Annotated in this window: 11 protein-coding genes; 3 read left to right on the plus strand and 8 right to left on the minus strand. The window is 44.0% G+C overall.

The annotated features are described in order from the left end of the window. Nucleotides 1–115: 115 nt before the first annotated feature. Entirely contained in the window at nucleotides 116–922 is an 807-nt protein-coding gene (locus tag GRFL_RS16475; RefSeq protein WP_083645641.1) for a response regulator transcription factor, read from the minus strand. 406 nt (nucleotides 923–1,328) lie between these two features. Between GRFL_RS16475 and GRFL_RS18060 the strand changes: the two genes are divergently transcribed. From GRFL_RS18060 to GRFL_RS16485, 3 genes are all read left to right on the plus strand, one after another. Continuing rightward, complete coding sequence (locus GRFL_RS18060) at nucleotides 1,329–1,637, plus strand: DUF6660 family protein (RefSeq protein ID WP_139839205.1); 309 nt, start codon at nucleotides 1,329–1,331, stop codon at nucleotides 1,635–1,637. Between the two features lie 76 nt (nucleotides 1,638–1,713). After that, entirely contained in the window at nucleotides 1,714–6,042 is a 4,329-nt protein-coding gene (locus GRFL_RS16480) for a CusA/CzcA family heavy metal efflux RND transporter (RefSeq protein WP_083645642.1), read from the plus strand. A gap of 2 nt (nucleotides 6,043–6,044) precedes the next feature. Continuing rightward, nucleotides 6,045–7,214: an efflux RND transporter periplasmic adaptor subunit gene (locus GRFL_RS16485; RefSeq protein WP_083645643.1), complete on the plus strand. Its 1,170-nt coding sequence runs from the start codon at nucleotides 6,045–6,047 to the stop codon at nucleotides 7,212–7,214. Nucleotides 7,215–7,262: 48 nt separating this feature from the next. On the opposite strand, the gene GRFL_RS16490 is transcribed toward GRFL_RS16485, so the two are convergent. The 7 genes from GRFL_RS16490 to GRFL_RS16520 all read right to left on the minus strand — a co-directional run bounded on the left by GRFL_RS16490 (nucleotide 7,263) and on the right by GRFL_RS16520 (nucleotide 16,000). Continuing rightward, nucleotides 7,263–8,651: a TolC family protein gene (locus GRFL_RS16490; protein ID WP_083645644.1), complete on the minus strand. Its 1,389-nt coding sequence runs from the start codon at nucleotides 8,649–8,651 to the stop codon at nucleotides 7,263–7,265. Beyond that, complete coding sequence (locus tag GRFL_RS16495) at nucleotides 8,648–10,003, minus strand: HlyD family secretion protein (protein WP_083645645.1); 1,356 nt, start codon at nucleotides 10,001–10,003, stop codon at nucleotides 8,648–8,650. Before GRFL_RS16495 ends, GRFL_RS16490 begins: the two co-directional genes overlap by 4 nt. 2 nt (nucleotides 10,004–10,005) lie before the next feature. Next, nucleotides 10,006–11,670 carry a peptidase domain-containing ABC transporter gene (locus tag GRFL_RS16500; RefSeq protein ID WP_083645646.1) on the minus strand — a complete coding sequence of 555 codons (1,665 nt, stop codon included), beginning with the start codon at nucleotides 11,668–11,670 and terminating at the stop codon, nucleotides 10,006–10,008. After that, complete coding sequence (locus GRFL_RS16505) at nucleotides 11,657–12,346, minus strand: TetR/AcrR family transcriptional regulator (RefSeq protein ID WP_083645647.1); 690 nt, start codon at nucleotides 12,344–12,346, stop codon at nucleotides 11,657–11,659. Before GRFL_RS16505 ends, GRFL_RS16500 begins: the two co-directional genes overlap by 14 nt. A gap of 124 nt (nucleotides 12,347–12,470) precedes the next feature. Further along, nucleotides 12,471–12,893 (minus strand): hypothetical protein, encoded by a 423-nt coding sequence (locus GRFL_RS16510; protein ID WP_083645648.1) that lies wholly within the window; start codon nucleotides 12,891–12,893, stop codon nucleotides 12,471–12,473. Between the two features lie 40 nt (nucleotides 12,894–12,933). Next, nucleotides 12,934–15,063, minus strand: a complete 2,130-nt coding sequence (locus GRFL_RS16515; RefSeq protein WP_083645649.1) for a catalase — start codon at nucleotides 15,061–15,063, stop codon at nucleotides 12,934–12,936. Between the two features lie 205 nt (nucleotides 15,064–15,268). Then, nucleotides 15,269–16,000 carry an SDR family NAD(P)-dependent oxidoreductase gene (locus tag GRFL_RS16520; protein WP_083646225.1) on the minus strand — a complete coding sequence of 244 codons (732 nt, stop codon included), beginning with the start codon at nucleotides 15,998–16,000 and terminating at the stop codon, nucleotides 15,269–15,271. Between the last annotated feature and the right edge of the window lie 45 nt (nucleotides 16,001–16,045).

The raw sequence follows: 16,045 nt of genomic DNA on the forward strand, positions 1-16,045 counted from the left end.
GGTTTTCAAAATAGCAATATTGATTTCAAATTACTGATATCCAAAGTAGTGAATAATTCAGTAGCTTGTATTATGAAAAAGTCCGGAATAATTACTCCTCAAAAATTTCGGAAAACTAATTCAGGCTGGGCGAAATGATGCCACTGGTAAGACATTTTGCCACGAGCTCAGTGGTATTGGTACAACCGCTTTTACTGAGCACATTGCGGCGATGTGTTTTCACGGTATGCGGGGAAAGATTCAGCTCCTCGGCGATCTGTTCGGCGTTCAGGCCACGGGAAAATCGAATCACAATCTGCTTTTCTCTTTCGGTGATCATTTCAGAAAAATCAGCAGCGCCGTGGTTATCCATTTCAAAACTGCCTTTGGTCGTGTCGATATTGAAATAGCTTTTTCCGCCAGTCATATGAATAAAGGAAACCGAGTTGGTGCTACCCACCTTTAAATGGGTTACATCGGTATGAATGCAAAAAACATTTTCAGGAGTGCCATTTTCAGCAACACTTAACGGAAAAGCCTGGTACAGCATGGTTCGCAACTGCCCGGAAGCATCGTTCATGCGGTAAGAAAAAATGTTTTTGTAGTTCATTACTTCCTCCTTCGGAAGAAATCTCGTGTAAAAATCGCTCACCACCTTGCTTTTATGGCTAATAACTACCAGTTCTTCCGGTACTACGCTGAGCAAAAGGTCCTGAAGCGTCAGGTCTTTAATATCCTTTTTTACGAATTGGCTAACGGAATCTGACACATATTCCAGCGCGAAATTGTGCATGTTCACGATGTACATATAAGAATTCCCGAGCGCGAAGATGGAAGCAAAACGTTTAAATTCGTCGGAAACTTCAAAAGGCCGGTATTCTCCAATCTTTTTGGAATAGACCTTTTGCCAGTAATCTGCAATTTCCTTTTGGTAATTTTCCATTGTTTACAACCGATTCGGGCTTTAAATATAGAAATTATCCCAATTTTAAGGAAAAAAGTGGGTGCAAATTATGGCTTTGCAATCTTATAAAACAACAATAAAAAAGCCTCCGGAAATGAATCCTGAAGGCTTTTATTCAAAAAATTTCTTATCGGCATCGAGCGTGGTCTCCGCATAAACGTTCTATACCCCAACAAAACATTATTAGAAGTTAGCCCCTACTCAAACTTCTTTTTGGAGCACGTCAATAACTAAAAATCAATTATTTGAGATCGCTAAGATAAAACGAGGAAGCGGGTTTGGAAATACCACTTTAATGGTAATTTGTATTTTTTCAAATGAAAACTGTGCTCGACTACACAACTTATGCAATACGGTTGCAAAAGAAATTGCCTATTTTCGCCGTATGAAATTATTGGCAATACTTTTATCAATTTACCTCGTTGGGCTTAGTTTGATGCCTTGTGAAGACAGTATTGCCACCAATGATCAGACTCCTGAAATACACCAGGTAGATGGCCAGGATCACTCTTCATCTCAACCAGACGATTGCACACCATTTTGCCAGTGTCATTGCTGCCATGTTCATATCACCCAGGCGCAACCACAGGAATTATCCCTCGCCACAACTGAAATTTCCAGAAAAATCCCGGAAAAAAATTACCGTTTAGGCGATGATCTGCCTCGCGCCTTTTTCCAGCCACCCCGTGTTTAATTCTATTTAAATCTTGAAATGATGCCACTTCCACGGAAGCGTGCATCAAATTTTTAACAGAATTAAATCACCTATCATGATTAATAAGATCATTGATTTTTCAATCAATAATAAATTTATCATTGGGTTGTGTACGCTGGTACTTATTGCCGCAGGAGCCTGGAGTATGACACAGGTTCCCCTGGACGCGCAACCCGATATTACAAATAACCAGGTACAGGTTATCACTCAGGCGCCCAACCTCGGCACCGAAGACATTGAACAATTTGTCACTTATCCCGTGGAAATTGCCATGAGCAACCTTCCGGGTGTTCAGGAAATACGCTCGGTTTCACGGTTTGGCCTTTCCGTGGTTACCATCGTTTTTGAAGATGACCTGGGCACCTATCTTCCGCGGCAACTGGTAGCCGAACAGCTCAACCAGGTGCAGGAAGAAATTCCGGAAGGCTTCGGAAAACCTTCAATGGGCCCAATTTCTACCGGGCTGGGAGAAATCTACCAGTACACGCTGGAAGTAGATGAGAAACACCAAAACCAATATTCCGCAACCGAACTTCGAAGCATTCAGGATTGGATCGTACGCCGACAAATGGCCATGGTGCCCGGTGTCGTTGAAGTAAACGGTGTGGGCGGAAAGATCAAACAATATGAAATTGCCGTCGACCCCGATGAATTGAAAGCGATTGGCCTGAGCATCTCAGATATTTTTGCCGCTCTATCCAATAACAATCAGAACACGGGTGGCGCTTATATTGAAAAAAACCATCAGGCGAATTTTATTCGTGGAGAAGGTCTTGCCAGAAACCTGGATGACCTGCGCAATATTGTGGTGGCTAATTCCGGAGGAATTCCTATCACAATCAATGATGTGGCCGATGTTCGCTACGGAAGCGCGGTGCGATATGGGGCGCTGACCAAAAATGGAAAAGGAGAAGCAGTGGGTGGCATGGTGATGATGCTGAAGGGAGCGAACTCGAACGAGGTGATCGAAAATGTCAAGTCACGCGTCGCGCAGATCGAAAAATCCCTTCCGGAAGGAATCAGCATCAAGCCATTTTTAGACCGCAGTGAACTTATTTCCAAAACCACTTCCACCGTCAAAGGCAACCTGGTGGAAGGAGGGCTAATCGTTATTTTCGTTCTGGTTCTATTGCTGGGAAACTGGCGAGGCGGCCTTATTGTGGCCTCCACCATCCCATTATCGCTGCTCTTTGCTTTCATTCTGATGAAGATCTTTGGCGTTTGGGCTAATTTGATGAGCCTGGGAGCTATTGATTTCGGGATCATTGTGGATGGGGCGGTGATCATAGTAGAAAGTACTGTTTTCATTCTTTATGAAAGACTGAAGAGCAAACCAGCCATCAATCAGACTGAAATGAATGAGATCGCGGCCACATCTTCAAAAAAAATGATGAATTCCGCGTTTTTTGGCCAGCTCATCATCCTCATAGTCTTTTTGCCAATTTTAGCACTACAGGGCGTGGAAGGCAAAATGTTCCGGCCAATGGCATTAACCTTTATTTTTGCCATGCTGGGCGCTATGGTATTATGCCTCACCTATGTTCCCATGATTTCCTCTCTATTCCTGAAACCGAAGGCGAAAATGGGAAAAAACTGGGGAGATCGTTTTGTAGACTGGATCAAACGGAAATACGAACCTCTGCTTGAAAAAGCCCTGAATAAGGCAAAGATTATCATGGTGGTGACCATTGCCTTGCTGGCAACTGCCGTGTTCCTTTTCAGCAGGATGGGCGGCGAATTCATTCCGCAGCTGGACGAGGGTGATATTGCCTTCCACGTGATTTTGCAACCTGGCAGTTCTTTGAAGGAAGGCGTACAAACCTCCACCAAAATCGAAAAAATGCTGCTGAAGGAATTTCCGGAGATTCAACAGGTAATTACCCGTTTTGGAGTATCTGAGGTTCCCACGGATCCCATGCCCATGGACATCGGTGATAGTTTTATCATTTTGAAAGATGCTTCTGAATGGACTTCCGCAGATACTAAGGATGAGCTGATTGAAAAGATCAAAGAAAAGCTTAGTGCGGTTCCCGGCGTGAGCTATGAATTCACTCAACCTGTGGAGATGCGTTTCAACGAACTGTTAACCGGTGTTCGGGAAGATATTGCGATCAAGGTCTATGGAGAAGACCTCGAGATTCTGGCTGAAAAGGCGCAAAATATCAGCAATCTCATTAAAGATATCGATGGCGTGGCTGATATGAAAGTGGAGGCTACCACTGGTCTTCCGCAAATTACGGTACAATATGATCGCTCGAAACTTGCGCAATATGGTCTGCAGATCAACGATTTGAACCAGCAACTGGAATCGGCTTTTGCCGGCGGTAAAGCCGGGGTGATCTTTGAAGGCGAAAAACGTTTTGACCTGGTTGTTCGCCTTCAGGAAAAAAATAGAACCGACATTGCAAATATCAAAAACCTTTTCTTAAGCCTTCCATCTGGGCAACAGGTTCCGTTCCAGGAAGTGGCAAACATCAGTTACCAGCCGGGTCCCATGCAGATTAGCCGGGATAATACCAACCGGCGCACTTACGTGGGAGTGAACATCCGGAATCGGGATGTCAAATCTGTTGTGCAGGATATCGAGGCAAAACTGGATGCTGAGCTTCAGCTTCCGGCAGGATATTATATTCGGTATGGCGGTGCATTTGAAAATTTCGAAAGAGCGCGTAAACGCCTTCAAATGGTTGTTCCGGTGGCACTGCTGCTCATTTTTATTTTGATCTATTTCGCCCTCAAATCCTTTAGGCAAACCACGATGATCTATATCGCCATCCCGCTGGCGGCCATTGGCGGCGTTATTTCCCTGTGGCTTCGGGATATGCCATTCAGTATCTCGGCCGGCGTGGGCTTCATTGTATTGTTTGGAGTGGCTGTTTTGAACGGGTTGGTGCTCATCAGTAGTTTTAATGAACTAAAAGAAGAAGGAATGACTGATCTTCGGAAACGCATTTCGCTTGGGACCAGTAGACGCATCAGGCCTATCCTGCTTACCGCGCTGACAGATGTGCTGGGCTTCCTGCCTATGGCCGTATCATCTTCAGCCGGTGCGGAAGTTCAGCGACCATTGGCAACCGTCGTTATTGGAGGGCTTATCACCTCCACCCTGCTCACCCTGTTCATTTTGCCCATTTTGTACAGATGGACCGAAAACCGAAGGAATCTCAGGATTCAGAAACCCATTCTCAGCATTTTCGTGATCGCCTTCGGATTGATTGGTTTGAAGACAAATGCCCAAGAGGGAAATACTTCCGAAGTTATCTCAAAAGAACAGGCCGTGGAAATAGCCCTGAACAATTACCCAAAACTGAAAAATGCCCAACGCCGCATCAGTCAGCAAAAAGCGATGCAGGGCGCTGCCTGGGATCTTGGCAAAACCACTGTTTTTACCAGCGGAGAGGAAATCAGCGAAGCCGGAGGCACCTATACCACTTATGGAATCCAACAGCAGGGAATGGACCTTCTGGGCATTCCAGCGAAAAAACGCTTTTATCAGGATCAGGTTAAACTGACAGAAAAGCAATTGGAAGTTTCCGAACTGGAAGTGGCTACGGAAGTAAAAAAAGCCTGGAGTATGGCACAGATTGCCAAAAAACGACTGGAACTTTTTCAACGCCTGGATTCTCTATACGGCCAATTAGAACGTGCCGTAAATCTACGTTATGAAACTGAAGCGATTTCCAGGCTGGAAATGCTGGCCGCAAAAAATCGTATTCAGGAAATCGAGATCCAGAAAAAACAAGCCCGGAACGATTATTTACAATTTCGACAAAAATTGCAGGTCTGGCTGGGAAGCGATTTTAAGGTGCCCTCCCAAACTGAAATTTCCGAAGAGTTGCTTGGGCAAAATTTCCCAGAGCTTGCAAACGATCACCCTAATTTGCTGGTTTCGGAAGAAAGACTGGAAGTGGCTTCTTCAAGGATTGCAAAAGAACGTTCCCGCTTTCTTCCCGATTTGAACCTGCAATACGGTAAGCAGCAGATTAATGGCAACGACCGGTTCTTCAGTTTTCAGGCGGGGCTTTCCATCCCCCTATTCTCAGGAGAAGCCCATGCGCAGGTTAAAACTGCCAGGATTGAACAGGAAATTGCAAAAGAGAATATGCATTTTCAACAGCTGCAATTGAAAAGCTCCTACCTGGCGGCCATTCAGAATTACGAAAAATGGAAATCTTCCTGGAGTTTTTATCAGGATGAAGTGCTGCCACTCTTAACTGAACAACGAAAAGGCAGTTTACTGGCATTTAATGAAGGAGCCATTGGATACACCGAGCTGATTCAGAACCTGGATAATGCACTGCAATCGGAACTCCGGGCACTCGATGCACTAAAAAATTATCAGTTGGCAATTGCTGACATTGAATTCTTTTTAAACAAAAAATAAACATGAAAATTATAATATTTCTCCTCCTTTCTACAAGCCTATTTATAAGTTGTGGAAATCAGAAAGAGGAAACAAAAACTTCCCAGGAAACCAAGAATGCAGAAAAACATTCTGAAGCGGTAGTCATGAGCAAACAACAGTTTGCTGATATGGAAATGAAGATCGACGCACCTACAGAGCGTAGCATGCAAACTTTCATCAGCGCGAACGGCCACCTGGAAGTTCCGCCACAAAGTGAAGCCACAGTGACGCCGGTAATTGGCGGAAATATCCAGGCCATCCAGGTCATTGAAGGTGATGAAGTCAAAAAAGGAAGCGTTCTCGCATACCTGACGCATCCAGACATTATTGAGGTGCAAACCAGTTACCTCAACACAGCTAACCGCCTGAATTTCCTTCGGAAAGACTTTGACAGGCAAAAAAAGCTCTATGAGGAAGGCGTGGGATCTGGAGAACTTTTTCAGAGAGCGGAAGCTGAACTGGAAAGCGCAAAAGCCCATCTTCAGGGATTGAAAGCACAGCTCCTACAGTTACACATCGATCCAAAACGATTGAGCGAGGGTTCTATACAGAGCCGCATCCCGGTTCTGAGCCCCATTTCGGGAGCCATACAATCTGTCAATATCAAAACCGGCCAATATGTACAGCCTACCGCCGGAATGTTCGAAATCATTAATACGGAAGACGTGCATGTAGACCTGATGGTGTTTGAAAAAGATGTTCCGAAGGTACGGGAAGGTCAGAAAGTGACTTTTACGACCTCTGCCAAACCGGGGAAAGAGATGACCGCAAAAATCCTGTCCATCAGTAAAAATTTTGAACGGGAACCAAAAGCCCTGCATGTTCATGCTGAAATCGAAAACCGGGAAAAAGGCCTGGTTCCGGGAATGTATGTAAAAGCCAGGATTGCTGTGGAAAAGTCAAAAAATCTTGCCCTTCCCGAAGATGCAATCACCAAAAACAATGAAAAAAAATATGTTTTTTCCGTGGAAGAAAGCGCTGGATCCTATCATTTTCAGCCTGTTGAAATTACTGCCAATACTACAGAAGATGGCTGGACGGCCATTACTTTACCGGACAGTTTGGATCATAAAAATCGGTTTGCTGTGAACAATGCTTACTACCTGATGGCGGAACTCAACAAGGAAGCCAACGGGGAACACGGTCATTAATTTGTTCTAACACAAAATTCAAAAGCCCTCTTCCAGAGGGCTTCATATTTAAAACCGGGTGGTTAGTTTTAAAAGCTCCGCCTGACTTTTTAGGGATTTCACGATGATCCCTATTTCCTTCATCCTTGCAGAGATAAAAGAATTTTCCCGGTTATTGACCAAAAACAGGGAACTGTCCCCCAATTCGAACTTGCGCTGTTCTGCACTGGTGAGCGTAGCATAATCGGTTACCAGCGAAGCAATGTTTTGCCGCTGTTGGCGGTAAGATACAATCTCATTTTGCAAGGATTTCAGCTTATTATTGATCTCCTGTTTGGCATTCACGAGTTCGTATCTGGAGTTTTCCAGTTCTAATTTTGCCAATTGCAGATCTCCGCGTTCCTTCCGAAGAAATAACGGTACACTTAATTTCAAACCGAGCTTATAATCATCGGTATTCAGTTGCTGCCATTCTTCCGGCTGATTCGTGAGAAAATTGTACGCCAGTTCGAGATCTGGTAACAATTTGTTGGCCCGAAGCCTCTTCTCTACCTGCAGGCGGTCCACATCATACGAAAGGTACTGGATCTTGGGGTTCACAGCTTCAGCTGCGGTAGTTTCCAATTCCTTCGGAAGCCAAAGCGCATTCACCTCTTCAAAGAGTTCCTGGTTTGGAACCACCATTTCGGTAATTTCCAGCGGCACATCATTTTCAGCCCATAGAAAATTGGATAATTTCAGGCTCGCCTTTAAATACTCCAATTCTGCCTGCTGAAGCTGGATCTGCCTGTTTTGGATCGCCACACTGGCTTCCAGAGTATCAACAGCTGGTTTATCACCTGCCCGGAATTCGGTTTTTACAGACCGGAACCGAAACTCGGCATTTTCCATAAAATCCCGGTAAAGCAATAGCTCCTGAAAAGCCGCAAACCATTCAAAATACGTTACGGAAGCTTCATATAATACCTCAGCAGCCTGAATATCCCGTTTAACCGCCGATTGTTCCCGGTAGATTTTGGCTTGTCTCAGGGTCGCCATGCGCTCGCTCAGGAACAAACCGTTCGTGACATCCAGTGAAATTCCCGCAGCATACAGGCCTTCATCTGGAACCGTGTTTTGAGGATTCAGGTATTTACCGGAATTTTCTTCATATTTCGCGCTCAATTCCAAACCATAATAGGTGGGGATTTTGAACGCGGCATTGAAAAGATTATAATATTCAGTAGACTTATAATTCTTTTCTGATAGTTCTCCCTGGATTTTCGGGTCGAAAGCACCACGGGCTTTCAGAAGTTTGAAAGCACCTTCATCCACCACCAGATCAGCCTGTTTTACCAACGGATGGTATTTTTTGACCATCGCCAGGTATTCCTCAAAATTCAGTTGGAGCGTATCTTTTTCCTGCGCCCCGGCAGAGGTAAGGAATAACAGGATAAAAATAATTGTTAGCTTCTTCATTTTTTCGCAGTTTTACCTGTTCCGGCGTCTTCCGGCGAATAATAGTTTGGTGGGAAACCGTTCAACTGTCTCCAGATTTCATACCAGATTGGTACATCCTGTAGCAGGGCCAGTGTGGTAGCTCCTGAACCGATCTTAATCTCACCTGGCCATTCATGTTCTTCCTCATAAGGCGCCAGCAAGACGCGATATTTACCGTTGGAGCTTATAAAATTCTCAATCGCTACAATTTTTGCCGCGTAGGTTCCGTAAGAACTGTTCGGCCAACCGCTGAAAACAATCGCTGGCCAGCCGTCAAACTGCACCCGAACGTCTTCTCCCAGATGCAACAAAGGCATGTCTATAGGATCCACATAGGTTTCAACAGCTAGTTCGTAATTGGAAGGCATGATGCCTACCAATGGTTCACCTTCCTTAAAGCTCTCACCAATCCCGGCCTTAATGGCCTTGTTGATATAACCTGCCTGCGGTGCCACAATAAAATATAAACCTCTTCGCTTGTCATAATTCGCATACGCGGTTTGAAGTTTGCTGATGTCGGCATCTGTCTGGTACAGGGAACTCTCTGCGGAAGAGCGATCGCTCTGCGCTTTTGATATCTTTTCGTTATATTCAGCCTGGATGCGATTGAGTTCAATTTCTGAGTTGATGATCTCATTTTGAGAAGCCAGTAATTTATTTTCCTGAGCGATCTTCTTGGCTTTGGCTTCCTGAAGTTTGAGTCTATAATTCTCCAGATCAGTCGTAGATTTCAGTCCCTCACTATTCAGGGTTTCATAGCGTTCGAACTGGCGGGATGCAATTTCCAGCTTGGTTTCAGCCGCTTCCAGATCAATGCTGTCACTTCGGAATTTCAATTTACTCTGTTGCAGCTTATTTTTGGCCTGTTCCAATTTCAGCGATCGCTCCTGCTGAAGTGCCCCAATTTGTCCCGAAAGCGACTGGATCTTGGTTTCATAGGAATTCCTGGAACTTTCCTTCGCCCGGATCTGGTCACCAGTACGATCAACCAGTTTGGGATCAAAATAATCGTTTTTGATCTCAGAAATGTGTAAAATCGTATCCCCCTTTTCCACATGATCTCCCTCATTTATATACCATTTTTCAATCCTTCCCGGAATGGGAGACTGAATGGTTTGCGGTCTTTGATCTGGCGTAAGTGTGGTCACGTAGCCTTTCCCGGCGACCGTTTGCGTCCAGGGCAGAAACAGGATCACGATAATGATGATCCCAAAGGCGATCAGGAAGCGATTGAAATACTTCTGATTTCTTTCGCTGAACACCTTCCTTCCCGAGCTGTATTGCATCAGGTCTACTTTCTCGTGCAGTTTATTATGAGTGATATTAAGCATTTTTAGGTGTTGTTTTTAATTCGACCTTTTTCCAATTGAATGATCCTGGAGCAGTATTTTTCCCATTTTGGATCTTTGCTGGCCACCAGTATCGACCAGGAATTTTCTTCACTAAAAAGGAATTCCAGAATTCGGTTTTCCTCTTCTTCATCTAACTGGTCTAACGGATCGTTCAGGATCAGCAGAGCTGGTTTACGAACGATACTTCGGGCGAGAATCAGTTTTTTGGATACCGAATATGGCATCTGGATACCTTCCGGGTAAATAATGGTATTGACTCCTTTTGGCTGTCGCTTCACGAATGATAGCAATCCGGTCTTTTCCATGGCCCAGTGTACATCCTGTTTGGAAACTGAGGTATCGCCCAGCGTGATATTCTCAAGAATGGTTCCTTCAAAAGGTGATTCTTCCGTGATCGATTGCCCTAGCAATGCCCGATAATGATTCAGCCTGATACTTTTCAGAGAAATGTCATTCACATAAATTTCACCGGCAGTAGGATGTACCAGACCCGCTACCAGCCTTAGCAAAGTAGATTTTCCGGCGCCATTCAAACCTTTGATCAAAATTCGTTCACCCGGATCAATCTTCAGACTAAGATTTTTTAGGATCTTCTTGTCGTTAAAACCTTTAAAGTCCACCGAATCCAGTTCGATCGTAAGCGGTTGTCCCATCGCAAACGGCTCCTCACCTTCCTGGTCTTCCAACTCCTTATCAACTACCTGCCCCATTTTTTCGAGAGACGTAAGAATATCATAGAACGATTCCAGCCCCAGAATGATCTTTTCAATGGATCCAATTATGAGGAGGATGATGATTTCCGCGGCAACAAATTGCCCGATATTCATCTGCTGATTAAGCACCAAAATTCCGCCAATGGCCAGCAAACCGGCAGTAACCAGCACCTTGAAGACAATTAGCTGGATGAACTGGATCTTAAGCACCTGGAAATGACTTTCCCGGGCGTCCAGGTAATCATTTAAGATCTCATCATTTCGCGTGATCGCCAGATTGGTACGTCCTGAAATTTTGAAACTCACCAGGGTCCTGGCTACTTCCTGAATCCAGTGCGCAATACGATATTTATATTTTGACTCGGCTATACTGGCGTCAAGACCGCGTTTCCCGGTGATCTTAAAACCGATGTAGATCAGCAGTACCAGTAGGATTCCGTAAATGATAAAAAACGGGTGATAGAGTGATAGCAATACCAGACCGAAAATAACCTGTACCATTGCAGCCGGAAAATCAATGATCACTTTGGATAAACCCTTCTGAATCGTCAACACATCAAAAAACCTATTTGCCAGTTCGGGCGGATAGAAATTTCTCAACTGGTCCATTTTGATCTTCGGAAAGCGATAAATGAATTCAAAAGAAGAACGGGTAAAAATTTTCTGCTGGACATTTTCGAGGATCCTGATCTGCATCAACTGAAGCACTCCCACGAACGCTACTCCCATGGTCACCAAAATCACCAGCACGAACCAGGAGGTAGAAATCCTGGCACCCTGCATGAGATTCACAATAGCCTGAATTCCCAGTGGAACGGAAAGACTAACCAAACCGGCAAAAATGGCATAGTAAAAGATCTGCAGGAAATCTTTTCGTTCCAGTTTCAGCAAACCGACAAAACGTCTAAAAGGGGTTAATTTATTCTTTTCCATAGTTCATATTTAGCAAAGTGGAAATCATATTTTTGAAGAATTCCGAAGGAGTTATCTGGTCATTGCAATCAGTGATACTTTTAAAATGTTTGCTAACAAAATGCTGGTGGAGCGCTCCATCGATAAGTGTCGTAGCTAAACTGTAGGGATAGGCGTAGCTTTCATCGACCTCGATAATCATATCCCGGATTCGTTTCACGAGTCTTTTGTACAACATGAAATGCCCGTGCTGGTTCTCTTCGTCTACCTTTTTGGTGAGATAAGACTTCGAAGATTCGTTGATAATAATATTGTTCAGCGCCACCTCATTGATATGTCGAAAACGGATATCTTCTTCCACGGGATGAGCCATCACCTCTACTGCCTTCAGCAGTTTTTCCGAAGCTCCATCGATCCCATAGGTGGCGAAGGTCAACTGGTATTCTTTCCAACCCCAGAACCAGGAAGTGATGTACAGCAAAAATTTGTGCTTGTTCTCGAAATATCGGTAGATCGAACTTTCGTTCGACTGGATTTCGACTCCCAGTTTTTTAAAGGTGAACTTTTCAAAACCGATACGATCGATCAGTAAAATTCCGCTACCGATAATCTTTCTTCCCAATTCACTGGATTCAGGATCTTTCAGGTAAAGAGAATCACTTACCGAAATCTTGAGATTTTTTAACAACTCATCCATTCTAAAAGTATTTCCCTCAAAAATAATAGTGTTACTATTAAAATTAAAAGTTTTACTTTTATTTAACCTTTGTTAAAAGCTATTAAACTGAAAATCAATTAAAACCTTTAAGCAAATGCCTGGCTTATTCCAAGGTTTGAAGTAAAACAACTGTGGTAGTGAAAATGATATGTGCTACGATGAGCTGAAGGTAGAAATTACGAAGATGGATCTTCGGCGGATCAGGGTTTAGGAAAAACATCAATTGCCAGCCTATGATCCCTAAAATACCTGCTAGAAAACCAATTAAAATAGTATTAAGCACATTTAAGGAAAAATTGAACAGATTTTCTGAAAAAAGCATCAGGCCAGCGAAAAAAATTCCGAAGAGAAAATGCACTAACCATCCCAACCATTGCCTATTGGAAGGTGCCAGTTTTAATGCTGAAGTGCGAATGAGGTGGTTGAGTAATTGCGGTTCTCGAAACTGATGTCCCGTAATTCGTCCACACACATAGCTGAACAAGGTCATGGCTAAAGTTGCCGGTATGGAATGAAGTATAAACATACAACATATAAAAAAGCCGGGAAGATCCCGGCTTATTGATTTATACAGGGATTTGGTCTACCTGCTTTCGTCTGTCCCAGTTACGATGCGCCGCGATCTGCTTCACAAAATCAGCTGGTGACTGATCTATTAAAACTGCTTTGTCATCTTTAAAGTCCTTCAGAAAAGTATGAGAATAGAATTCTTCTGCGCTACTGTTTGCCGATACCACCTTGCAGTGTTTCAGTGCCTCGTTTACGAATTTCACGGTTTTTGGCGCATTGCTCAGTGCCTTGGCACTCTTCTCCCCGCCAGCTATATAAACCGCATCATACAACACACTTTCTGTCGTCATAATAGCCGCATCCACATCATGCTCCTTATCGTGATCACATTTAACCTTTCCACCGTGTGGCGCTACTAAATGTACCATCGCGTGTTCCTTTTCCAGGGCGTCCTTCATTTTCATGGTTGCTTCACCATCAAAACCATCTCCCACCAAAAAGGCAATTTTTCGGGTAGCGATACTGTCCGTTTTGAGGTGGGTAAGACTTAAAGCTTCAGATTTTTCCAGGTAATTCTTCTTTTTTCCGGGTTGATGTTTTTCCACATCATCGTCAGCTCCTAAGGCCTGGTTTACCGGACCATCTATTTTCTTCGGAATATCCATTCCTAAACCTTCAGCTACCTTTGAAGCGAGTTCATCATCAATTTGGTTGATGATATACAGCATGCGTTTTTTGATGTGCTCGTAGGTGCATTTTCCCAATTCAAAGGTATAGGCATCTGCTACGTGCTCCTTCTCCCAATCGGTCAGACTTCGGTAGAACAAAGCGGGCTGGGAATAGTGATCGCTGAAACTCTCACTGCGAGCTCTTACTTTTTTCGCATCGATTCGCTCTTCGTAAGAAGTAAAGCCACCTTCGGCCATTTTTGCCAAATGCGGACAGCCACCTCCAATAGAATTCGGGAAATAGGCGGTCTTACCTTTATTGATCGTCATACGCATATGAGCGTCACGCTGGTTATTATGGGTTTCATTTACCGGGCGATTGATAGGAATCTCGTGGAAATTTGGACTTCCGAGTCGGGATAATTGCGTATCGGTATACGAGAATAATCGGCCCTGCAATAACGGATCGTTGGTAAAATCAATTCCAGGGACGACATGGCCTGGGTGAAAGGCTACCTGTTCTGTTTCTGCAAAGAAATTATCAGGGTTACGATTCAGCGTCATTTTCCCTACGATCTTCACCGGCACCATTTCTTCCGGAATCAGTTTTGTGGGATCCAACAGGTCAAAATCAAATTTATGTTCGTCTTCTTCCGGAACGATCTGCATACCCAATTCCCATTCCGGAAATTGTCCTGAGTCAATAGCATCCCAAAGGTCTCGACGGTGGAAATCTGCATCAGCTCCATGAATTTTAACCGCTTCGTCCCAGGTGATCGAATGTGTGCCCTGTAACGGTTTCCAATGGAATTTGACAAAATGTGATTTTCCTTCCGCATTAACCAGTCTGAAAGTATGAATTCCGAAACCTTCCATCATCCGTAAACTTCTGGGAATTGCACGATCGCTCATGACCCAGATGTGGTTATGCAGTGTTTCTGTGGTGTGAGATACAAAATCATAAAATGTATCGTGGGCTGATGCCGCCTGCGGAATTTCCCTGTCTGGTTCCGGCTTTACGGAATGGATAAGATCCGGGAATTTCATCGCATCCTGTATAAAGAAGATCGGCATATTGTTTCCCACCAAATCAAAAATTCCTTCCTCGGTATAGAATTTAACTGCAAAACCTCGCACATCCCTTGCCAGGTCTGCCGAACCTTTGGAGCCGGCAACCGTGGAAAATCTAACGAAGACCGGAGTTTTCCTGGAAGTATCAGTAAAAATCCCGGCACGGGTATATTCTTCAAGTCCTTCGTATAGTTCAAAATATCCGTGAGCACCACTTCCCCGAGCATGCACAATTCTTTCCGGAATACGTTCGTGGTCAAAATGGGTGATCTTCTCCCTTAAAATAAAATCTTCCAGTAAAGAAGCCCCCCGTTCACCTGCTTTCAGGGAATTATTGGTGTCATTCACCTTTACGCCCTGATTAGTCGTCATGGTCTTTCCTTCGGCGTTTTTGGTATTCGCCTTTAGATCCTGACTTTTAGCATTTTCTTTTTTTTCATCACTCATTGTTGATCTTTTTAGGTTTTGAATTAGGTCTTTCCAAATTAGCTATTAAACCTGAGCCCGATGAACTCAAAAGCTACAGCAATGTGCGTCTTGGGAGAGATTTAACGCTTTGAGATGGACTATAACATAAGATTAAGAGAATACCTTGAAAAGCAAACAACCCGGAAGTGGCCTTCCAGGTTGTTTTGTAAATTTTAAATAGCGATCAGGATTTCCCGGTAGGTTTCAGCATGAGTTCATTCACATTGACAGAATTGGGTTGCGAGAGCGCATAGTATACGGCATCAGCAATATCTTCAGTAGACATTTTTGCTTCATCGCCGCCGTAATCTTTATCTTCCAGCAATTCCTCATCGGTTATATCTTCCCGAAGATCAGTATCTACCGTTCCAGGCTCAATAGACGTCACCCTGATATTGAATTCCGGAGAAAGTTCCATCCGCATGGCCCTGGATAATTCAATTACTGCAGCTTTAGAAGCACCATATACGGCACCGCCCTGTAAGATTTCCTGTCCGTCAACAGAGGCAATATTTACTATATGCCCGGCTTTCTGATCTTTCATAGACGGCAATACTTCGTGAACACAACGCAAAGTTCCTTTTACATTCACTTCGATCGTCTCCAGCCACTCGTCCAGATGCCTGTTTTTCAAATAAGTAAGTGGCATCACCCCGGCGGCATTGACCAGAATATCAATTTTACCAAATTCTTTTAAAGTTTTTTCAAAGCCTGCAGCCACATTATTAGACTGGCTAACATCCATCTCCACGATAATCGAATCATTAAGTAAGGATTGCTGCACTTCTTCCAGCCTTTCCAGGTTGCGCCCGGCAAGTGCTACTGTACAGTTTGCTGCGGAAAGTTTTTGAGCGATCGCACTTCCAATTCCTCCACTGGCACCTGTTACCAGTGCCGTTTTTCCATTCAAATTCATCTTTTTATTTTTCAATTTCGTTTCAATTGAAGGAAAGGCCAAAAA

The organism is Christiangramia flava JLT2011 (assembly GCF_001951155.1).
GTDB lineage: Bacteria > Bacteroidota > Bacteroidia > Flavobacteriales > Flavobacteriaceae > Christiangramia > Christiangramia flava.